The organism is Paludibacterium paludis (assembly GCF_018802605.1).
GTDB lineage: Bacteria > Pseudomonadota > Gammaproteobacteria > Burkholderiales > Chromobacteriaceae > Paludibacterium > Paludibacterium paludis.
Map to the genome: position 1 here is coordinate 3813851 of NZ_CP069161.1, position 21807 is coordinate 3835657.

The following is a 21807-nucleotide window of genomic DNA, read 5'->3' on the forward strand; positions in this document are numbered from 1 at the left end:
CATTCGACACACCATCAATTTTGTCTGTCCCGGAGAAATATTGATAATGAGGAAAATCATCTGCGCGATCCTGTTCGCGGGCATGGCGCATGCCATCCTGGCGGCGCCGGCAACGCCGATGCGTCTGCCCGATACCGCCGCGCCGCTCGCCTACCATCTGGATCTGAGCGTCGATCCCGAGAAACCGACCCACTCGGGCACGGTACGCATCGATATTGAGATCAAGCGGCCCACCACAGTTCTGCGGCTCAACGCCACCGATATCACGATACGATCGGCGCGGCTGTCGATCGGCGGCCGGCGGCTTGCCGCCCGGACCAACAAGGCCGACGACGACATGATCGATCTGGTGTTTCCGGCCCCGCTGCCGGCCGGGCGCGGCGAGCTTGACATCGCCTTCCGCGGCAAGATCAACGACAAGGATGTGGAAGGCCTGTTCCGCCAGAAGGAAGGCCACGACTGGTATGCCTTTACCCAGTTCGAATCGACCAGCGCGCGTCAAGCGTTCCCGTCCTTCGACGAGCCGCGCTGGAAAGTGCCCTGGAGCATTTCTCTGACCGTGCCGCAGAAATTGACCGCCGTGGCCAACACGCCGGTCCGCCGTGAAGTGCGCTTGCCGGGAGGCCTCAAACGCGTCGAGTTCCAAACCACCCGCCCGTTGCCCAGTTATCTGGTCGCCTTCGGCGTCGGTCCGTTCTCCATTCTGGATGGCGGCATGGCCGGCAAGGCGCCGTTGCGCATCATTACGCCACGCGGTCGCGCCCATGAAGCGCGCTATGCAGCAAAGATGACGCCAGCCATTGTCTCCAGGCTGGAAAACTATTTCGGCATGGATTATCCCTATGAAAAACTCGATCTGATGGTGCTGCCGATCACGGTCGGCTTCGGCGCCATGGAGAATCCCGGGCTGATCACCTTCGAATCCGGCCTCTTGATCGCCAAACCCGACAACGAAACGGACAACTTCAAGCGCGGTTTCGTATCGGTCGCGGCGCATGAACTGGCCCACCAGTGGTTCGGCGATTACGTCACCATGGTCTGGTGGGATGACCTGTGGCTCAACGAATCCTTCGCCTCATGGATGGGCGACAAGATCACCGACCAGGTCATGCCAGAATGGCACTGGGACACCAGCCTCGAAAGAGCCAGGGCCCGGGCCATGAAGACCGATCGTCTGGCCAGCGCGCGGCGCATTCACCAACCGGTGGACACGCCGGAAGATCTGAGTGGCGCCTTCGACGACATCACCTATCAGAAGGGTCAGGCGATGCTCGGCATGTTCGAGACCTGGCTTGGCGCCGAGCGTTTCCGCAATGGCGTGCGGCGCTATATGGCCCGCCATGCCTGGGGCAACGCGACCGGGCGCGACTTCATCGCCGCGCTCAGTGATGGCGACACTGCGCTCGCCGAGGCCTTCGCGAGCTTCACCGAACAACCCGGCATACCGAAGTTGCATGTCCGGCTGGATTGCTCGGCCACGCCCAGAGCCGTGCTCGCGCAATCGCGCTTCCTGCCCTTGGGCAGCGCGGCACAAACCGGTGACGCGCACTGGAGCGTGCCGGTGACGATCCGTACTCCCGGCGGCGTCACCCGTTATCTGCTGAAAGACAAAACCGGTTCGGTCACCCTGCCCGATGCCGCCTGCCCGGCCTGGATCCAGGCCAACGCCGACGGCAGCGGTTATTACCGCCCGGTATACGAAGCGGGCCGCCTGACCGCGCTGATGCAGCGCGACGATCTGTCCGTGAACGAAATTCTGGCCGGACTCAACGATGCGCTGGCGCTGACCGAAACGGGCGACGTACCGATGGCCGATGCGCTCGACCTGGCGGTGCGCTATGCCGCCCATCCCCGTCAGGAGGTGGCGATTCGTGCCGGCGACATCCTGCTCAAGGCGGGCAAAGCGGTCGCCCCGGACAAGAAGGCCGCCTACACCGCGCTCTGGCAGCGCGCCTACGGGCAGCGGCTCAGGACTCTGGGTCTGACCCCGAAACCCGCCGACAGTAACGACGACCATCGCATCCGCGAAGTCCTGGCCTTCAATGTCGCCGACAAGGGCGACGATGCCGGACTGCGCAGGGAGGCCGAAACGCTTGTCCATCGCTGGTTGCGCAAACCGGACGCCATTGCACCCTCGATGCGCGAGACCGTGTTCGCCATCGCGGCGCTGAACGGCGACCCGGCTCTGTTCGACGCCATGGCGGGTAAGCTGCGCCGCACCGGCGACCGTCTCGAGCGCTCGCAGTTGCTCAATGCGCTGGCCCGCTTCCGTCCGGCGTCACTGGCCGAACGGGCACGGGGGCTGATGCTCGATCCGGCGCTCGATCCACGCGAATCCATTTATGTCCTGCGTATCCAGAATGAGGAGGACACGCTAAGGGATGGGTCGCTGGCATTCGTCAAGCGTCACTTCGACGATTTGGTGAACCGGCTGCCCAAAGACTCGCCGGGCGGGTTTCCCCGCTCGTTCAACGGCTATTGCAGCGAGGAATCGGCCGATGCCGTCGACCGGCAGTTCCGTCCCGGCATTGAACATTTTGACGGTGGCCCGACCCACCTGGCGCAATCACTGGAAACCATCCGGCTTTGCGCCGCCTGGCGAGGAGCCCAGCAAGGCAGCCTGAACCGGTGGTTGACGCGCGACGCGCCCGCGGCGCCATAATGCCGGCATCCGCCCCGCCGTGAAGACGTCGCGCCGGGGCGGTTTTTTTTCAGGGGAAACGCGCGCGACCGTCTTGCGCGGCCATCGGCGCGGCACCCTTGACGGGCATGAAAAGCGGCACGAGGCGACAACGGCGGGCGAACACGCCTTATGACTCGTCCAGCAACCGCTGGTGCATGGCGTCGCGCCAGTCCTCGTACTCGGTGGCATCCAATCCCAGATAAGCCAGCACCGCTTGCTGGCGATGACTCCAGCCGGGATCCTGGCGGTCGGGAGAACGGGTCCGCCAGACATGGGTCGCGGCACGCACAATGGCGATCATCATGCGGCCCTCGTGGGAAATCGGCAGGCTTTGGGCCGGCTGATAGACTTTCGGATCGTATTGCAGAAGGATCGCCTGGCAAAAAGCTTCCGGCATATTCCAGGCACGCGCCACCAGGAAGCCCACCACATCGTGGCTGGTCTCGTGCAATTCGTGCTCGATCTGGCTGATACGTTCGTCGGGCGCATGTTCGATCATCGCCAGGGTCCGTTCATAACCCGGGTAGCGCATCAGCATCAGCGCCACGCCGCAGTTGTGGAACAGAGCGAAACTGCGCGCGTCCTCGGGAACATGGGCAATGTGATCGCACAGCGCCGAGCTGATCATCGCCACCATCATCGCCTGCTCCCAGAACCCCTCCAGACAGGCGGGCGCATCACCGGTCAGCCGGGTCCGCAGCACAATGCCGCCGATCAGGCTGACGACATTCTTGACCCCGAGCAGACTGATCGCCTGACTGACGGAAGTCACCTTTCTTCCACGGCTGAACACCGGCGTATTGGCCGCTTTCATCATGGCGGCGGAGAGGGCGACATCATCCCCAATGACTCTCGCCACTTTGACAAGGTTGATATCCGGATCGTTGCGCAACGCGGTCAATTGGTCGAGCACATCGGGGCGTGGCGGAATCACCAGGTTCTTCAGCAGTTGATCGCGGTTTTCGTCGGTAATCAGGGAGGCCATGGCAGCGCAAAATGACAAGAAAGATATAGAGAAGCATAGCAAGCCGTCATGGCAACTTCTGGCGTTTTCATGAAAATTTACTCAGGCCGGACGGCAGCGCGGCCCTTCCGGGCCGCGCGCTTTCCTTACCACCAAAGGTGGAAGCGCCGGGATGGCGGCAGATACATCTTGTCGCCCGGCTTCACGTCAAACGCCGTATAAAACGGTTCGAGATTGCTGACCGTGCCGATCGGGCGATACAGATCGGGCGTGTGCGGATCCGAAATCAGCTGCTGAAGGATGGCGGCTTTGCGCGCCTTGCTGCGCCACGACTGGGCGAACGCGATGAAGAAACGCTGATCGCCCGTCATGCCGTCCAGTACCGGCGCCTCTTTCCCGCCAAGCGCGATCCGGTAGGCCTTGTACGCGATCTCGAGTCCCGCGTTATCGGCGATGTTTTCTCCCAGCGTCAGCTTGCCGTTCACGCGTTTGCCCTTCACCGGCTCATAGCGCGAATACTGGCTCACCAGTTTGGCGGTCAATTTCTTGAAGTGGGCATGATCGGCGGTCGTCCACCAGTTGCGCATATTGCCGTCACCGTCGAACCGGCTGCCTTCATCGTCGAAACCATGACTGATTTCATGGCCGATAGTCGCGCCGATACTGCCGTAATTGACCGCATCGTCGTACTTCGCATCGAAATAGGGGGCCTGCAAAATCGCGGCGGGAAACACGATCTCGTTATTGGACGGGTTGTAGTAGGCATTGACGGTTTGCGGCGTCATCGACCATTCGCTTCGGTCGACAGGACGCCCCAGATGGCCGATCTGGAAGCGATAGGCGAAGGCGGCGGCCCGGTCGGTATTGCCGACCAGGTCGTCGGGCTTGACCTCAAGTCCGCCATAATCGCGCCATTTGTCGGGATAACCGATCTTGACCGTGTACTTGGCCAGTTTGGCGTGAGCCTGACGGCGGGTTTCGGCACTCATCCAGGCCAGACCGTCAATGCTCTGGTCATAGGCCTTGAAAATGTTGCGCACCAGCTCCTCGGCGCGCGTCTTGGCATCCGCCGGGAAATATTGAGCGACATACAATTTACCCACCGCCTCGCCAAGCGCCGCCTGCACTCCGCGCACGGCCTTTTTCCAGCGAGGCCGGTCCGCGGTGCGGCCCTGCAGCGCCTTGCCGTGAAACGCAAAATTGGCCGCCACGAAATCCTGTGTCAGTTGCGGCGCATAAGCATCGAGAGTGCGCGCGGCCAGATAGTCCTGCAGAACCGGTACCGGCGTTGTGTTGAGCAACCCGGCCAGGGCGGAAAGATAGCTTGGCTGGTCAAGAGTGATGGCGTCCGCCGCCGACAAACCGGAGGCCGACAGCAGCAAATCCCAATCCAGTCCGGGGACGGCCTGCTTCGCTTCATCGCGCGTCTTTTTGTTGTAGGTTTTGTCAAGATCGCGATTATCGACATTGCTCCATTGAATGCGGGCAATCCGGATCTCGAAATCCAGCGCGTTTTTCGCGCGCGCGGCCGGATCGCTTTGGCCGGACAAGCTGAAAAGCCGGGTCAGGTAGCCAAGGTAAGCCTTGCGCACCTCCGCCATCGCCGGCGCCTTGTCGAGGTAGTAATCGCGGTCCATGACCAGCCCTGACTGCCCGACCCCGGTCAAATAGGCCTGGGAATTTTTGGCATCCTGCGACACGTAAAAACGCAACGGCGTATCAACCGGGGTGAAATGGGCTTCGCCGATATACCGTTGCACATCCGGTAACGAAGCGAGCGCGCGGATGGCCGCGAGTTTCGGCGCGACAGGCGCGAGGCCGCGCCTGGCGATGGACTCCTCGTCCATGAAGCTGCTGTACAGGTCGGCGATCTTGCGCGCCTCATCCGACACGGCCCGGCGCGCGCCGGCGTCCTCGATGATTTTGCGCACCCGCTCCTCGTTCAGATCGAACAGCGCTTCGGCGATGCCGGTGGACGAGCGCTCGGGAGGAATGACCGCTGTTTTCAGCCATGCGCCGTTGGCATGGAGGGAAATATTGTCCTGAGGTCGGACCGTGTGGTCGATACCGGCAAGGTCGATGCCATAGCGCCCGTAATCCGGAGCTCTCACCTCGGCCTGCGCCACGGCGGCGCCGGACAGGAGGGCGAGGAACAGCGCCGGTCGTTTCCAGTGTCTCATTAGGGTTTCCTTTGTGCTGATGTTGTTCTTGACAACCTTGCGATCCTAATACCGATGTCATCGACCAGGCAAGAAATGCATCCGGGCCCGCGACCGGCCCGACCCCCGTGGCGATTTTTTATCGTATAATCAGGCAATTGATTATCGGCGCAGGCTCCGGACACGCCGGAACCATCCCGCCACGGCCCGTTGACCCGGCTCAACGGGCCTTTTGCATCTTCACGATTCACGCTGGAAACGCTGCGATACATGAAAAAGGTTTATATCAAGACCTTCGGCTGCCAAATGAACGAGTACGACTCCGACAAAATGGTCGACGTACTGGGCGATGCGGAAGGCATGATCAAGACAGACTCCCCGGAAGAGGCCGATGTCATTCTGTTCAACACCTGTTCGGTGCGGGAAAAGGCCCAGGAAAAAGTCTTTTCCGACCTGGGACGCATCCGCCACCTCAAAGAGACGCGGCCGGACCTGGTGATCGGGGTCGGAGGGTGCGTCGCCTCCCAGGAAGGCGAAACGATCATCAAGCGCGCGCCCTACGTCGATGTGGTGTTCGGCCCGCAAACCCTGCACCGGTTGCCGGAGCTGATCCGCTCGCGCAGGGCGAGCGGACACGCCCAGGTCGACATCAGCTTCCCGGAAATCGAGAAGTTCGACCACCTGCCGCCGGCGCGGGTCGAAGGCGGCGCCGCTTTCGTCTCCATCATGGAAGGCTGTTCGAAATACTGCTCGTTCTGCGTGGTGCCTTATACCCGCGGCGAAGAAGTGTCCCGTCCTTTCGAGGATGTGCTGGTCGAAGTCGCCAACCTTGCCCAGCAGGGGGTCAGGGAAATCACCTTGCTCGGACAGAATGTCAACGCCTATCGCGGACCGATGGCCGACGGGGAAATCGCCGACTTCGCCTTGCTCCTCGAATACGTGCACGAGATCCCCGGTATCGAACGCCTGCGCTTCACCACCAGCCACCCGCGTGAATTCACCGATCGCCTGATCGCCTGCTACGAAAAACTGCCGAAACTGGTCTCGCACCTGCACCTGCCGGTGCAAAGCGGCTCCGACCGGGTGCTCGCCGCGATGAAGCGCGGCTACACCAGCCTGGAATTCAAATCGATCATCCGCAAGCTGCGCGCGGTCCGGCCCGACCTGTGCCTCTCTTCGGACTTCATCGTGGGTTTTCCCGGGGAGACGGAAGCGGATTTCGAAGCGACGCTCAAGCTGGCGCGGGATCTGGAGTTCGACCTCTCCTACGTGTTCATTTACAGCCCCCGCCCGGGCACGCCGGCGGCCAATCTCGCCGACGATACGCCCCACGCCGAAAAGGTGCGGCGCCTGGAAGCCCTCAACGAGGTGATCGAAGCCCAGGCCTTCAGCATCAACCGGTCGATGGTCGGCACGGTGCAAAAAGTTCTGGTCGAAGGAGTGTCCAAACGCGACGAAACCATGCTGGCCGCACGAACCATGAACAATCGCGTGGTAAACTTCGAGGGCCACCCCCGCCTGAGCAGACAGATGGTCGATGTGATCATCACCGAGGCCTTCGCCCATTCGCTCAAGGGCGAGGCAGTGACGACGGAATCCAACTGAACCGGGAGCACTCACCTCTTGCAGTCAGAACAATTGAGTTTCAACCCCGTCGACAATGACCGGCTGCTGCGCCTGTGCGGCCCGCTGGACGAGAATCTGAGGCAGATCGAAACCGGTCTTGACGTCAGCATCGTCCGCCGCGGCGAGCAATTCCGCATCAAGGGCGACAAAGCGCGCCAGGCGGCGGATGTACTGACGCGCTGCTACCTGTCCGCGGAAAAACGCACGCTGGAAATCGACGATATCCAGCTCGGCCTTGTCGAGGTGCGCCAGCCGCCGGCAGACGTCACCGACGAATCGGCGCCCGAGCTCTATACGCGCCGCGGAGATCTGCGCGGCAGGACGCCCCGCCAGAACACCTACATCCGGGCCATTCTCGAACACGACGTGACGTTCGGCATCGGTCCGGCCGGTACCGGCAAGACCTATCTCGCGGTGGCCTGCGCGGTCGACGCCATGGAACGGGACGCGGTCAAACGCATCGTCCTCGTCCGCCCGGCGGTCGAGGCCGGCGAAAAACTGGGTTTTCTGCCGGGCGACCTCGCCCAGAAGGTCGACCCCTATCTGAGACCGCTGTACGACGCCCTGTACGACTTGATGGGTTTTGACCGGGTGGCCCGCCTGTTCGAAAAGAACCTGATCGAGATCGCTCCGCTGGCCTACATGCGCGGGCGCACGCTCAACAACGCGTTCATCATTCTCGACGAGGCGCAGAACACCACGCCCGAGCAGATGAAGATGTTCCTGACGCGGATAGGCTTCGGCTCGCGCGCCGTGGTCACCGGCGACGTCACCCAGATCGACCTGGCCCGCAACCAGAAAAGCGGCCTCGTGGAAATCGAGCGTATCCTCGGCGGCATACGCGGCATCCACTTCCATCATTTCATGAGCGACGACGTGGTCCGCCACCCCCTGGTCCAGAAAATCGTCGACGCCTACGACAAATGGCAGAATAAAAATGAAATCCGCAAAACGGACCTGCCGGTTCAAGAATAAAACCGGCGCCTTCCATCTGACCCTGCACTACGCGGTCAGGAACGACAACGTGCCGCGCGGCCGGCTGCTCTCCCGCTGGGCGGAAAAGGCCAAACTGCGCGGGCGGGATGTGCTGGTCACCTTGCGCGTGGTTGGCGAGGAGGAAGGACGGACGATGAACCGCGACTACCGCGGCAAGGATTACGCGACCAATGTGCTGACCTTCGCGCTGCACGAAGGCGACGATACCCCGCAAGGCATGCCGCTGATCGGCGATATCGTGCTGTGCGCGCCGGTGGTGGAGCGCGAAGCGGCCGAGCAAGGCAAGCCCCTGCTGGCGCACTATGCTCATCTGACCGTGCACGGGATGCTGCATTTGCAGGGATTCGATCACGAGGACGACGACGAGGCCCGGGAAATGGAAAACCTCGAAACCTCGCTGCTGGCCGCCCTGGGCTTCCCGGATCCCTACGGCGAGGAGAAGGCCTGACCCATGGATGACCCCGGCAAACCCCGATCAAGCTGGCTCGACCGGCTCTCGGCCTTCCTGCTGCGGGAGCCGGAAGACCGCAGGGAGCTGGTCGAGCAGCTGCATGCCGCCTTCGAGCGCAATCTCCTCGATGCCGAAGCGCTCGGCATGATCGAGGGCGTGCTCTCCGTCAGCGAGCTGACGGTCCGCGATGTCATGATTCCCCGCAGCCAGATGAACGTGATCCGCCATACCGACCCGATCGAGCAGGTGCTGCCCCCGATCATCGCCAGCGGTCATTCGCGTTTCCCTGTGGTGGGCGAAGACAAGGACGACGTGAAAGGCATTCTGCTGGCCAAGGATCTGCTGCGCTATTTCCTCAATCCGGGACATTTCAGACTCGACGAAGTGCTGCGTCCCGCCCTGTTCGTTCCCGAGAGCAAACCGCTCAACCTGTTGCTGCGCGAGTTCCGTGCCAGCCACAACCATCTGGCTCTGGTGGTCGATGAGTACGGTAGCGTCGCGGGCCTCGCCACCATCGAAGATGTCATCGAACAGATTGTCGGCGACATCGAAGATGAATTCGATCCGGAAGGCGAAGACGATATCATCCCGGTGAAAGGGCAGCGCTACCGTGTCAATGCGCTGACGTCGCTGACCGACTTCAACCGTTATTTCGATTGCAAGCTGGCGGAGGACGATATCGACACCATCGGCGGCCTGGTGGTGTCCCGGCTGGGCTTCGTGCCCAAGCGCGGCGATGTGCACGAAGACGGCCCACTGCGCTTCACGGTGCTCAAGGCCGACAGCCGCCGCCTCTTCACCTTGCTTGTAGAAAAATTCACTCCAACCCACGGATCCTGATCCATGCGTTTTCTTTTCGGTCTTCTGACCGCGATATTTGCCGGCGCGTCGACGGTGTACAGCTTCGCTCCCTATCGCCTTTTCTGGCTCATGCCGCTTGCGCTGGCCGCACTGGCGGAGCTTTCGGTCCGCTTTGAAAAACGGGCGTTCTGGATCGGTTACGCCTGGGGACTCGCGGCTTACCTGGCCAATTTCTACTGGATCTATCACAGCCTGCACGACATCGCCGGCATGCCCGCGCCCATGGCGCTGCCGATCACCGCTTTGCTGCCGGCCTACCTGGCTCTCTACCCCGGCCTCGCCGCCTGGATCACGGTCAGACTCGCACTGCCCCGCGCCTTGCGATGGCTGGTGACCTTTCCCTGTGTCTGGACTCTGACCGAATGGTTGCGCAGCTGGGTCTTCACCGGTTTTCCCTGGGGACAGGCCGGCTATTCGCAAATCACCGAAAGTCCCCTGGCCGGTTACACATCGGTCGGCGGCATCTATGCCGTTACGGCGCTTGTCGCGCTCAGCGCCGGAGCCCTCGTGCTGATGCCGCGCCTGGCAAACCGCGGCCGGCTCACCCTTCTGACGGCGGCGCTGGCGGTCTGGAGCAGCGGCGCCTTCCTCAAGACGGTTGACTGGACAAGCCCCGTCGGCAAGCCGTTCTCGGTCGCGCTTGCCCAGGGCAATATCCCGCAGGAGATGAAATGGGATCCCGCCAACTTCGCTCACACACTGCGTCTGTATTACACCCAGGCCGCGACTACCCGCGCCGATTTGATGCTGCTGCCCGAGACGGCTTTGCCGCTGTTTCTCGATGACCTGCCTTCCGGTTACCTGACCATGCTCAAAGGCAGCGCCGATCGGCAGGGCATGGCCCTGGCAACCGGCATCCCGCGGCGCACGCCGGACAATCGGGGCTATCTTAATGCCGTGGTGGCGATCACAACGGAAGGCATGCCGTATTATGCCAAGGACCACTTGGTCCCGTTCAGCGAATTCATTCCGCTACGCTGGCTGATCGGCGGGATCTACCAGTTCATGAACATGCCGCTGGCGGATTTCACCCCCGGCGGACAAAGCCAGACGCCGCTCGCCCTCGCCGGCCAGAAAATCGCCTTCAACGTCTGTTACGAGGATGGTTTCGGAGAGGAGCTGATCGGCAGCGCCAAAAACGCCACCGTGCTCGCCAACGTGAGCAATCTGGCCTGGTTCGGCCGCTCGAACGCCGCCAGCCAACAGCTGCAGCTTTCGCAGGCACGATCGATGGAAACCGGGCGTTACATGCTAAGGGCGACCAATACCGGCATGACCGCGATTATCCGACCGGACGGGGAGGTGGGGAGCATCGCGGCGCCGTTCACCGAGCAGATTCTGACTGGTTATGCCCAAGGCCGCACGGGCATGACCCCGTACATGAAAACCGGCAATCTTCCCGTGATCGCCGGTTGTGCCTTACTGTTTGCCGGAATGCTCGCGCTGGGAGTCCGGCGCCGCAGATTACAGCCGGAAGCGTGATACCACCGAACGGAGCGATGCCGCCTCGGAACTGACCTGCTCGATCGAAGACGACACGGTTTGCGCCGCTTCGGCGTTGGCGCTGCTGCTCTGGGCAATGCGTTCGACCAGTTGGGCGATATCCTGACTGGCCTGCCCCTGCTCCTTGAGCGCGGAGGAGATCTCGTTGACCACAGTCACCACGCGGCTGGCGCTGTTACGGATCTCTTCGATGGCCTTGCCGCCCTGCTCTGCCAGATCAAGACCGGTCTTGACGCGGGAGACGGCTTCTTCCATGGTGATGCGGGAGCTTTCAGAACTGGTCTGGATATCCTGAATCATCCCGGCGATTTCCTGGGTCGCGCTTCCGGTACGCTCGGACAGTTTTCTCACCTCGTCGGCGACCACCGCGAATCCGCGGCCCATTTCTCCGGCGCGCGCGGCCTCGATCGCGGCATTCAGCGCCAATAGATTGGTCTGATCGGCGATATCCTTGATGACTTGCATGATGGCCGAAATAGTCTGCGTTTTGTTGGTCAGTTCGGCGATGGTGACGGAGGCCTGGTCAACGGACTCGTTGATTCGGCGCATTTCGCCGACCGCGCTGGCGATGACCTCGCCGCCCTCTTGGGACAAACGGCCGGATGTCTGGCTCAATTCGCGCGCATCCGCGGCATGATCCGCGATGTGGTTGATGCTGACCGTCAACTCCTCCACAGAGGCCGCCATCGACGTGGCGGCCTGACTTTGCTCGTCCGATCCGCTCGCCACCACATCGGCATTGCGATGGACGGTGGCGCTCATATCCGAAAGATGAACCGAGCCATTAAGAATCTGCTGCACCAGCGTTCGAAGCTCATCCTGCATGTGACCCACGGCAGCCATCAGGCTGCCCGTATCGCCCTTGGCAACCGGAACGGGATCGTCGAGCGATTTGTCGGCGATGCGCTTGACCACCTGCAACGTAACGCTCGGATCCGCGCCCAACTGACCGAGAATGCTGCGCATCAGCAATAGGATCAAGACCAGCACGACGATCAGCGCCGCCACCACCTCGCCGACCAGGATCATCAAATCGTGGAAAAAAGCCCGGTTCACGTCATCCATATAGATGCCCGTACCGATAATCCATTTCCATCCGGAAGTCGTGGTAATGAAGGAGATCTTGGGTTGCGGGCTATCGAAGCCGGGTTTGTCCCAGACATACTCGACAAACCCCTTTCCGCCGCCTTCCGATAACGCCCGGGAAAACAGCTCGCCCATATTCACCCCGGTAGGATCTTTGAAGTCATGCAGGTCCTTGCCGGCGATTTGCGGTTTGACACCATGCGCGACATAGCGAAGATTGGCGTCGAAAGCGAAAATGTATTCTTTGGTGTCGTAACGCGCCTTATTCAATGCCGCGACGGCCTGCGCCTTAGCCGCCGCCTCGCTCATCTTTCCGTTCGCCGCCTGCTCTTCGTAGTAGCCGACCACGCTCGACGCCGACTCCACGATATTGCGGATCTTGTCCTTGCGATCCTGAATCATTGTCGAGCGTTGCGTAAATACCGCGATCAAGCCGACAACCACGACCAGTAACGCGACCAGCCCCAATAAACCGGTCAAGCGTCCCTTCAACGACAATGCAGCTGACTTCTCCATCGATTATCCCCACACACTGTTATTTTCTTGACATAGTTCTCCACAACACGTCCAGTTTAACTTAACAAATTAGATAATGTCATACAGCCAAATGAAAGAAAGCGCGGTGAAAAACACCGCGCTTTCCGTCACAACATTTCACACTTTAAAGCGTGAGAACGTCTGCCTCATGCTCGACGCCGCCGTTTTCAGCGACAGCAGCGTGTCATGAACGCCCTGCAAGGCCGTGTCGCTGTCCAGAATCCGGCCATTGATGCGCTCGGTACTCTGGGCAATCATGGTGGTGGCCTTGTGCTGTTCGGTGGTCGACAGATTGATTTCGTTCATCTTCGCCACCACTTCCTCCATCGCATCCTGGATCTTGGAAATCCGCTCCACCGCATCGCGGGTCAGCACGACCCCATCGTCCACCGAGGTCACCGTGTTCTGCATATTGGCGACCGCCTGACTGGTTTCCTCGCGGATCGTATTCACCATGGCCGTGATTTCGACCGTCGCCTGGGCGGTGCGCTCCGCCAGCTTCCGCACCTCATCGGCCACGACAGCGAAGCCGCGCCCCATTTCCCCGGCCCGGGCCGCTTCGATCGCGGCATTCAACGCCAGCAAGTTGGTCTGGTCGGCGATGTCCTTGATCACATTGGTAATACCCGTGATCTGTTGCGAGCGGTTGTCCAGCGTTGCCAGCATGCTCGACAGCCCCTTCACCGCATCCACGGTGCGATTCATTTCACGGGAGATCTGCTCCATGTCCTTGGCGCTGGCATGTGAATAGTCGCCGGTCTTCGTCACCAGGCCATCCGCTTCTCTAGCCGCATCGGCGATATGGGAGATGCTAACCGTAATTTCTTCCAGCGTGGCGGCATTCGAGCTGGACACATCGGAAATCGAACGCGAATCGTCCGCCACCTTCTCAACGGTCGAGCTGACTTCTTCGACACCGCTAATGACACTGGAGGCCTCGCTGCGGACACTGAGGAACATCTGCTGCAAATGCTCGACAAAGAGGTTGAATGACCGGGCCGTGTCGGCAATTTCGTCCTGCCCGCTGACATCCATGCGCCGCGTCAGATCGCCTTCACCCTGGGCGATCTCCCTCATGGCGCGGCTGAGCCGGCCAAGCCCGGCCAGCATCGAACCCAGAATCATGCTGACCACCGGCACCAGTACCACCATGACCAAAAGGCCCAGACCGACAATCGTGATCAGTAATTTCCCCAACGGCTCCAGGACAATATTCTTGTCCACCACGATCCCCAGAATCCAGGGAGTGCCTTCGACCTGCATGACTTGAACAAAGTGAGGCGTACCGTCAATGTCCACTTCCAGCAGTTCTTTGCTGGCCGCCGCACTATTCAGTTTCTCGGCGGTCAATGCCGGAACCGTCTCGGAGAGCGGTTTGAGGGTCAAGGCCTGATTGGGGTGGGCGATGACTTTACCGGACTGATCCACCAGGAATGCGAAACCGTTTCCGCGCAACTTGATGTCAAGAACGGTTTTGACCAGACCGTCGATGAAGATGTCGCCACCAACCACCGCTTTGACCGACCCGCCTTCGCTGACCGGCGCCACGAACGTCACCACCAGTTTCTTGGTATCGAAATCGACATAGGGATCGGAAACCCCGGGTTTACCCGACTTGGCCGCCATCTGATACCAGGGGCGAGCCACCGGATCATAACCTTGCGGTTGCGGTTTGTTGTCGCTTCGCAGCATGCGATGATCGGCCGTTCCGATATACATCAGATCGTAGCCGGCCCCTTGCGCCAGTCTCGTCAGAAACGGGATCGGCTCCGGGTTTTTCACCAATTCCATGCCTGCCAAAGCTTGCTGCAGTTTGCTGGAATACCAATTTTTTACAAAAGTTACGTAACCTGTTGTGGTACTTGTTAGCTCATTGGCCACATCCTCGACCAGTTCCGCGCGCATTTTTGTATAGGCGATAACGGTGAACACCGTACCGAACAGAATCAAAAACGCAGCTGTCAGGGCAATCAGCTTTGCCTTCATGGATTTCATCAGAAACTCCCCGAATTTAGAATAATTATCAGATCTATTCCCCAAGCACAGCACTTCCACTGCTACAACTCTCGTTGTAGAGGGAATTTAAAGAAACTCCAACATGCAAAAATACCGACTCGGTAGATTTTGTTAGGAAAAAACAACGAAACAACGAAGAAAAGGCGGGAACAGTTTGAAAAAGAAAGGGATATGTATTTGTAATGAGAAACAAATGTAAATAAAAAAGCCAGCCCGAAGGCTGGCTTTCTCATCGGCGATTACTCGCCGGTTTCTTCTACCGCTACCGCCTCTTCAGGACGGTCAACCAGCTCGACCAGAGCCAGCGGGGCATTGTCGCCCTTGCGGAAGCCGTACTTCAGGATACGAACGTAGCCACCATTACGGGCAGCGTAGCGCGGTCCGAGTACGTCGAAGAGTTTAACGACCATCTCGCGATCGCGGGTGCGATCGAAGGCCAGACGACGGTTGGCCAGAGAAGGCTTTTTGCCGAGCGTGATGAGCGGCTCGGCGACACGACGCAGTTCCTTGGCTTTCGGCAGCGTGGTCACGATAACTTCGTGGCGCAGCAGAGAGTTAGCCATGTTACGCAACATAGCCAGACGGTGGCTGGTCGTGCGGTTCAGTTTACGATTACTGTAACGATGACGCATTGTTAATGTCCTTTAGTCTCAAACCTTACGGTTTTTCGAGGCCTGCCGGCGGCCAGTTCTCCAGCTTCATGCCCAGAGTCAGGCCTTTCGAGGCGAGAACTTCCTTGATCTCGTTCAGAGATTTACGACCCAGGTTCGGCGTCTTGAGCAATTCGGTCTCAGTACGCTGAATCAGATCGCCGATGTAGTAGATGTTCTCGGCTTTCAGGCAGTTCGCCGAACGAACCGTCAGTTCAAGATCGTCAACCGGGCGCAGCAGGATCGGATCGATCGGCGGCGCCTTTTCAACGACTTCTTCAACCGCTGTACCCTGAAGATCGGCGAAAATGGACAGCTGGTCGATAAGGATGCGTGCAGCATTGCGCACGGCCTGCTCCGGCTCGATCACGCCATTGGTCTCGATATCGAGAACCAGACGGTCGAGGTCGGTACGCTGTTCCACGCGGGCGCTTTCCACTGCATAGCTCACGCGGCGAACCGGCGAGAAGGAAGCATCCAGCTGGATGGTACCAATGGAACGGTTATCCTCATGACTGCTGCGCACGGATACCGGCTGGTAACCGCGGCCCTTTTCAACCTTGATCTCCATCTCGATCTTGCCGCCGGCGGAGAGGTGAGCAATCACATGATCCGGATTGATCACTTCCACGTCGTGCGGAAGCTCGATATCGCCAGCCAGAACAGCGCCTTCGCCCTCTTTCTTCAAAGAGAGAACGACGCTGTCACGACCATGCAGCTTAAGCACTACGCCCTTGAGGTTCAGGAGAATGTCGACGACATCCTCCCGTACACCGTCAAGTGCGGAATACTCATGCAAAACGCCAGCGATGGTCACTTCGGTAGGAGCGTAGCCCGGCATCGACGACAGAAGAATGCGACGCAGGGAATTGCCCAAGGTATGGGCATACCCACGCTCGAACGGCTCCATGGAGACGCGAGCATGCGTAGCGGTTACCGGCTGTACATCGATAAGACGAGGTTTCAGAAATTCCGAAGCGCTGTTTTGCATAGTCATTCCCTAAGAGCTAGCGATTACTTGGAGTAGAATTCCACAACGAGTTGTTCGTTGATATCGCTAGACAGTTCGGAACGTTCCGGGGCGACCTTGAAAACGCCTTCCATTTTCTTCGGATCAACCGAAACCCAGGACGGGAAGCCGATTTGCTCGGCCAGTGCCAGAGCTTCGGCAACACGTACCTGTTTCTTGGCCTTCTCGCGAACGGCAACGATGTCGCCCGCTTTTACCTGGAAGGACGGGATGTTCACGACCTGGCCGTTAACAACGATGGCCTTGTGGCTGACCAACTGACGCGCTTCGGCGCGCGTGGAGCCAAAGCCCATGCGATATACAACGTTATCCAGACGGGACTCGAGCAGCTTCAGCAGGTTTTCACCCGTGGAGCCCTTGCGACGGACAGCTTCCGCGAAATAGTTGCGGAACTGACGCTCGAGCACGCCGTAAATACGGCGAATTTTTTGTTTCTCACGCAGCTGGACGCCATAGTCAGACAGGCGGCCTTTACGGGCGCCATGCTGGCCAGGAACGCTATCCAGTTTGCACTTGGAATCCAGTGCACGACGCGCGCTCTTCAGGAAAAGATCCGTACCTTCGCGACGCGCGAGTTTACACTTGGGGCCGATGTAACGTGCCATGTTCTCAACCTCTCCGAATTAGATACGACGTTTCTTGGGCGGGCGGCAGCCGTTGTGCGGCACCGGCGTCACGTCGGAGATGCTGGTAATCTTGAAACCAAGCGCGTTAAGAGCACGCACGGCGGACTCACGACCCGGTCCCGGGCCCTTGATTCGAACTTCGAGGTTCTTCACACCGTATTCTTGGGCAACTTTACCAGCGTGCTCTGCCGCTACCTGAGCGGCAAAGGGTGTACTCTTGCGCGAACCCTTGAAACCCGCGCCGCCAGAGGTAGCCCAAGACAAAGCATTGCCTTGACGGTCGGTGATGGTGATGATCGTGTTGTTGAAGGAAGCGTGTACATGCACGATGCCTTCGCTAACACTCTTGCGCACTTTTTTACGTACACGGACAGCTGTGTTTGCTTTAGCCATTATCTGTGTTCCTTGAGTTTACTTCTTGCCGGCGATCGCCTTGCGCGGACCCTTGCGGGTACGGGCATTGGTGCGGGTACGTTGACCGCGGCACGGCAAGCCACGACGATGACGCATGCCGCGGTAGCAGCCCATGTCCATCAGTCGTTTGATGCTCATGGTGATTTCACGGCGCAGGTCACCTTCAACAGTGAACTTTGCCACTTCGTCACGAAGAGCTTCCATTTCAGCATCCGTCAGATCCTTCACTTTCGTGGAGGGGGTAACGCCAGCGGCGGCGCAAATCTGCCGCGCGCGGGTCTGACCGACACCGTAAATGGCTTGCAGGCCGATCACGGCATGCGCATGATTGGGGATGTTTACCCCTGCAATACGGGCCATACTCTTTCCTTAAGCCTTAAGACTCTGAAAAGTTTGCGATTGTATCACGCAATGGCAGGACTAACAAATGTTAGCCCTGTTTTTGCTTGTGACGCGGATCCGTGCAAATCACGCGAACTACGCGATTGCGACGAATGATTTTGCAGTTACGGCAAATTTTCTTTACCGAAGGCTGTACTCGCATGTCAGTTCCTTTCTATCTCTAAAGAACGTGTGCTTTATTTCGCACGGAACACGATTCGGGCACGGGTCAAATCGTATGGAGTCAGCTCCACCGTAACCTTGTCGCCAGGCAAGATGCGGATGTAGTGCATCCGCATCTTCCCGGAGATATGCCCGAGCACGACGTGTCCATTTTCGAGCTTGACCCGGAACGTTGCGTTAGGCAGCGTTTCCAGGACTTCGCCCTGCATCTGGATGGTATCTTCCTTAGCCATATAACCCAGTGTGAACTCGTGTATCAGCGGGAAAGAGTGTTGCCCTTGAAGTTTGCCTTCTTGAGCAGACTCTCGTACTGGTGCGACAACACGTAGGATTGAACCTGCGACATGAAGTCCATGGTCACCACGACGATAATCAGCAGTGACGTACCGCCAAAATAGAACGGAACGTTCCATTTCAGCACAAGGAATTCCGGCAACAGACAAACCAGCGTGATGTACAGCGCACCGATCAGCGTCAGCCGCAGAGTGATCTTCTCGATATAACGGGAAGTCTGCTCGCCTGGACGGATGCCCGGAATGAACGCACCACTCTTCTTCAGGTTGTCAGCCGTTTCCTTCGGGTTAAACATCAACGCCGTGTAGAAATAGCAGAAGAAGATGATGGCCGCCGCATACAGCAGCACATAGATCGGCTGTCCGGGGTGCAGCTTGTCGGCTACGCCCTTCAACCAACCCAGGCCTTCCGTGTTTCCGAACCAGCCAAGAGCGGTGGCCGGGAACAGGATGATGCTGGACGCAAAAATCGGCGGAATCACTCCTGCCATGTTGAGCTTGAGCGGCAGATGCGTGCTCTGGCCCTGCATGACACGATTGCCAACCTGCCGCTTCGCGTAATTGACGAGAACTTTCCGTTGTCCACGCTCGGCATAGATAACGAGGAAGGTCACGGCGATCACCGCGAGGAACAGCAAAATGGTAACCGGGATAGGCAGCGAATTTTGACTCGTCAGAGTCAGGGTCTTACCGATCGCAGCTGGAACGCCTGCGGCGATACCGGCACAAATGATGAGGGAGATACCGTTACCGATACCACGCTCGGTGATCTGCTCACCAAGCCACATCAAGAACATCGTGCCGGTCACCAGGGTGACCACTGTGGTCAGGTAAAACTCCCACTGGGGAGTCACTACCAGGTTGGGCTGCTTGTAAAGCATTACCGCGATGCCGAAACTCTGGAAAGAGGCCAGCGCCACGGTGGCGTAACGTGTGTACTGGGTTACCTTGCGACGTCCCGCGTCGCCCTCCTTCTTCAGCTCTTTCAGGCGGGGGATGACCTCGCCGGCGAGCTGGAGAATGATGGAGGCCGAGATGTACGGCATGATGCCAAGGGCAAAGACCGTAAATCTGGAAAGGGCGCCCCCCGAAAACATGTTGAACATGTCGAGGAGCCCCGTTTGCGACGTGTGGAACAACTTCGCCAGTTCGGCAGGATTGATCCCGGGAACGGGGATATGCGCACCGATACGGTAAACAATCAACGCTCCGATCAGGAACCAGATACGGTTCTTCAGATCACCAAACTTATTGGCATTCGCCATTATCGAAGTATTCGCCACGTACGTGTGCCTTATTCAACAATACTGCCACCAGCGGCTTCGATGGCTGCGCGGGCGCCGGCAGTAGCCAGAACACCATGCAGTTTCAGAGCGCGCTCGACCTTGCCGGACAGGACGACCTTGGCCTGCAGGGCCAGGGCCGGCACGATACCGGCTTGCTTCAGGGTCAGCAGATCGATTTCGTCAACCGGCAGCAGGTTCAGTTCGGACAGGCGAACTTCAGCCGTTTTGCCAGCGGACAGGGACTTGAAGCCACGCTTCGGCAGACGACGCTGCAGAGGCATCTGACCGCCTTCGAAGCCTACCTTGTGGAAGCCACCGGCACGGCTCTTCTGACCTTTGTGGCCACGGCCACCAGTCTTGCCCAGACCGCTACCAATGCCACGGCCGACGCGACGCTTCGCATGCTTGGCGCCCTCGGCGGGTTTGATGGTATTAAGCTGCATCACTTAGCCCTCAGAATTTCAAGAGGTAGCTGATCTTGTTGATCATGCCACGGTTAGCAGGCGTATCGAGCACTTCGACAGTCTGGTTGATCTTCTTCAGACCCAGACCGCGGGCGCAAGCCTTGTGCGACTCCAGTCGGCCGATCAGGCTTTTCACCAGAGTCACTTTTACGGTCTTGGCGTCACTCATGATCCACCCCCAGGATTTGCTCAACGGTCAGACCGCGCTTGGCGGCGATCTGAGACGGTACGCAGATCTTGTTCAGGCCATCCAGCGTGGCGCGAACCACGTTGTACGGGTTGGTCGAACCATGAACCTTGGCCGATACGTTGCGTACACCCATCGCGTCAAAAATGGCGCGCATCGGGCCACCGGCCTTAACGCCGGTACCTTCCTTGGCCGGCTGCATGAACACGGTGGTCGCGCCATGCTTGCCGATTACGGTGTGATGCAGAGTGCCGTTCTTCAACGGAATCTTGACCAGGCCGCGGCGGGCCTGTTCCATTGCCTTTTGCACGGCAACAGGCACTTCTTTCGACCTGCCTTTGCCCATGCCGATACCACCATCGCCGTCGCCGACCACGGTGAGTGCGGAGAAGGCCATGATACGACCGCCCTTCACCACCTTGGTGACACGGTTGACGCTGATCATTTTTTCGATCAAACCGTCGCCGCGCTCTTCGATCTCGTGCTTAGCCATTCTTTACTCCGAATTAGAATACCAGGCCGGATTCGCGTGCAGCGTCGGCCAGGGCCTTGATACGACCGTGGTATTTGAAACCCGAACGGTCGAAGGCAACTTTCTCGATGCCAGCGGCTTTCGCCTTCTCGGCGATGCGTTTGCCGACCAGGGCTGCGGCGTCCACGTTGCCGCCACTCTTGAGGCCGGAGCGAACTTCGGCCTCCAGCGTCGAAGCGCTGGCGAGGACGCGGCTACGGGTCTCATCGATGATCTGGGCGTAAATGTGGCAGTTGGTGCGGTACACAGTGAGACGCACCATCTTGAGCTCCGCAATCCGAGCACGGGATTTGCGTGCACGGCGGAGTCGAGCTTGTTTCTTGTCCATGTCAGTGCCTCAGTTACTTCTTCTTGGTCTCTTTCAGAACCACAACCTCGTCGGCATAACGGACACCCTTGCCCTTGTAAGGCTCGGGAGCGCGGTATGCGCGAATCTCGGCGGCGGTCTGACCAACACGCTGCTTGTCAGCACCCTTGATCACGATCTCGGTCTGACTCGGGGTCTCAACCTTGATACCGGCGGGCATCTTGTGCACGATCGGATGGGAGAAACCAAGAGACAGGTTCAGGGCATCACCTTGGGCCTGGGCGCGATAACCTACGCCGACCAGGCTCAGCTTCTTCTCGAAGCCCTTGGAGACGCCAGTCACCATGTTGTTGAGGAGCGCTCGCAGCGTGCCGGACATGGCGCGCGCGAACTTGCTGTCGTTTTTGGCTGCGAAAGTCAGCTGGTTGTTGTCCAGCTTGATTTCCACTTCCTCGCACAGAGGCGTGCTGAGGGAGCCGTTGGAGCCCTTCACAGTCACCTCGGTCGCGGAGAACTTGACTTCTACGCCTGCCGGGATGGCTACGGGATTCTTAGCTACGCGAGACATTACA

Annotated in this window: 23 protein-coding genes; 6 read left to right on the plus strand and 17 right to left on the minus strand. The window is 59.3% G+C overall.

Annotated features, from left to right (window positions below; all coding sequences use genetic code 11):
- Positions 1-46: 46 nt before the first annotated feature.
- Complete coding sequence (locus JNO50_RS17585; RefSeq protein ID WP_189534258.1) at positions 47-2662, plus strand: M1 family metallopeptidase; 2616 nt, start codon at positions 47-49, stop codon at positions 2660-2662.
- A gap of 148 nt (positions 2663-2810) precedes the next feature.
- Here JNO50_RS17585 and JNO50_RS17590 read toward each other — a convergent pair whose 3' ends face one another.
- Both JNO50_RS17590 and JNO50_RS17595 read right to left on the minus strand, forming a co-directional pair.
- Entirely contained in the window at positions 2811-3668 is an 858-nt protein-coding gene (locus tag JNO50_RS17590; RefSeq protein WP_189534257.1) for an HDOD domain-containing protein, read from the minus strand.
- A gap of 125 nt (positions 3669-3793) precedes the next feature.
- Positions 3794-5827: a M13 family metallopeptidase gene (locus JNO50_RS17595; protein ID WP_229804691.1), complete on the minus strand. Its 2034-nt coding sequence runs from the start codon at positions 5825-5827 to the stop codon at positions 3794-3796.
- A 249-nt stretch (positions 5828-6076) separates the two neighbouring features.
- Here JNO50_RS17595 and miaB point away from each other — a divergent pair, with 249 nt between their 5' ends.
- The 5 genes from miaB to lnt are packed head-to-tail and all read left to right on the plus strand — an operon-like array spanning position 6077 to position 11222.
- Positions 6077-7411 (plus strand): tRNA (N6-isopentenyl adenosine(37)-C2)-methylthiotransferase MiaB, encoded by a 1335-nt coding sequence (miaB, locus tag JNO50_RS17600; RefSeq protein ID WP_189534255.1) that lies wholly within the window; start codon positions 6077-6079, stop codon positions 7409-7411.
- 18 nt (positions 7412-7429) lie between these two features.
- Positions 7430-8407: a PhoH family protein gene (locus tag JNO50_RS17605; RefSeq protein WP_189534253.1), complete on the plus strand. Its 978-nt coding sequence runs from the start codon at positions 7430-7432 to the stop codon at positions 8405-8407.
- Positions 8370-8876 (plus strand): rRNA maturation RNase YbeY, encoded by a 507-nt coding sequence (gene ybeY, locus JNO50_RS17610; protein WP_189534251.1) that lies wholly within the window; start codon positions 8370-8372, stop codon positions 8874-8876. Before JNO50_RS17605 ends, ybeY begins: the two co-directional genes overlap by 38 nt.
- 3 nt (positions 8877-8879) lie before the next feature.
- Positions 8880-9719 (plus strand): CorC family transporter, encoded by an 840-nt coding sequence (locus JNO50_RS17615; protein WP_189534249.1) that lies wholly within the window; start codon positions 8880-8882, stop codon positions 9717-9719.
- A 3-nt stretch (positions 9720-9722) separates the two neighbouring features.
- Entirely contained in the window at positions 9723-11222 is a 1500-nt protein-coding gene (gene lnt, locus JNO50_RS17620; RefSeq protein ID WP_189534247.1) for an apolipoprotein N-acyltransferase, read from the plus strand.
- Here lnt and JNO50_RS17625 read toward each other — a convergent pair.
- The 15 genes from JNO50_RS17625 to rplF form a co-directional block, all read right to left on the minus strand.
- Positions 11205-12845 carry a methyl-accepting chemotaxis protein gene (locus tag JNO50_RS17625; protein ID WP_189534245.1) on the minus strand — a complete coding sequence of 547 codons (1641 nt, stop codon included), beginning with the start codon at positions 12843-12845 and terminating at the stop codon, positions 11205-11207. The genes lnt and JNO50_RS17625 overlap by 18 nt on opposite strands.
- A 138-nt stretch (positions 12846-12983) precedes the next feature.
- Positions 12984-14921, minus strand: a complete 1938-nt coding sequence (locus JNO50_RS17630; RefSeq protein ID WP_229804690.1) for a methyl-accepting chemotaxis protein — start codon at positions 14919-14921, stop codon at positions 12984-12986.
- A gap of 200 nt (positions 14922-15121) precedes the next feature.
- Positions 15122-15514, minus strand: a complete 393-nt coding sequence (gene rplQ, locus JNO50_RS17635; protein WP_189534243.1) for a 50S ribosomal protein L17 — start codon at positions 15512-15514, stop codon at positions 15122-15124.
- A 25-nt stretch (positions 15515-15539) separates the two neighbouring features.
- On the minus strand, positions 15540-16523 hold the full coding sequence (locus JNO50_RS17640) for a DNA-directed RNA polymerase subunit alpha (protein ID WP_189534241.1): 984 nt from the start codon (positions 16521-16523) through the stop codon (positions 15540-15542).
- A 23-nt stretch (positions 16524-16546) separates the two neighbouring features.
- Positions 16547-17167: a 30S ribosomal protein S4 gene (rpsD, locus tag JNO50_RS17645; protein WP_189534239.1), complete on the minus strand. Its 621-nt coding sequence runs from the start codon at positions 17165-17167 to the stop codon at positions 16547-16549.
- A gap of 18 nt (positions 17168-17185) precedes the next feature.
- Entirely contained in the window at positions 17186-17581 is a 396-nt protein-coding gene (gene rpsK / locus JNO50_RS17650; RefSeq protein WP_008955659.1) for a 30S ribosomal protein S11, read from the minus strand.
- Between the two features lie 18 nt (positions 17582-17599).
- On the minus strand, positions 17600-17962 hold the full coding sequence (rpsM, locus tag JNO50_RS17655; RefSeq protein ID WP_189534237.1) for a 30S ribosomal protein S13: 363 nt from the start codon (positions 17960-17962) through the stop codon (positions 17600-17602).
- A gap of 70 nt (positions 17963-18032) precedes the next feature.
- Positions 18033-18146, minus strand: a complete 114-nt coding sequence (rpmJ, locus tag JNO50_RS17660; protein WP_011137711.1) for a 50S ribosomal protein L36 — start codon at positions 18144-18146, stop codon at positions 18033-18035.
- A 34-nt stretch (positions 18147-18180) separates the two neighbouring features.
- Complete coding sequence (infA, locus tag JNO50_RS17665) at positions 18181-18399, minus strand: translation initiation factor IF-1 (RefSeq protein ID WP_189534235.1); 219 nt, start codon at positions 18397-18399, stop codon at positions 18181-18183.
- Positions 18400-18422: 23 nt separating this feature from the next.
- Entirely contained in the window at positions 18423-19742 is a 1320-nt protein-coding gene (gene secY, locus JNO50_RS17670) for a preprotein translocase subunit SecY (protein WP_189534233.1), read from the minus strand.
- Positions 19743-19753: 11 nt separating this feature from the next.
- Positions 19754-20188, minus strand: coding sequence for a 50S ribosomal protein L15 (gene rplO / locus JNO50_RS17675; protein ID WP_189534231.1), 435 nt, complete (start codon positions 20186-20188; stop codon positions 19754-19756).
- Positions 20189-20198: 10 nt separating this feature from the next.
- Positions 20199-20378 carry a 50S ribosomal protein L30 gene (gene rpmD / locus JNO50_RS17680; RefSeq protein ID WP_189534230.1) on the minus strand — a complete coding sequence of 60 codons (180 nt, stop codon included), beginning with the start codon at positions 20376-20378 and terminating at the stop codon, positions 20199-20201.
- Positions 20371-20889, minus strand: coding sequence for a 30S ribosomal protein S5 (gene rpsE / locus JNO50_RS17685; protein WP_189534228.1), 519 nt, complete (start codon positions 20887-20889; stop codon positions 20371-20373). Before rpsE ends, rpmD begins: the two co-directional genes overlap by 8 nt.
- Positions 20890-20902: 13 nt before the next feature.
- Positions 20903-21256: a 50S ribosomal protein L18 gene (gene rplR, locus JNO50_RS17690; RefSeq protein WP_189534226.1), complete on the minus strand. Its 354-nt coding sequence runs from the start codon at positions 21254-21256 to the stop codon at positions 20903-20905.
- A gap of 13 nt (positions 21257-21269) precedes the next feature.
- Positions 21270-21803 (minus strand): 50S ribosomal protein L6, encoded by a 534-nt coding sequence (gene rplF, locus JNO50_RS17695; protein ID WP_189534224.1) that lies wholly within the window; start codon positions 21801-21803, stop codon positions 21270-21272.
- Positions 21804-21807 lie beyond the last annotated feature (4 nt).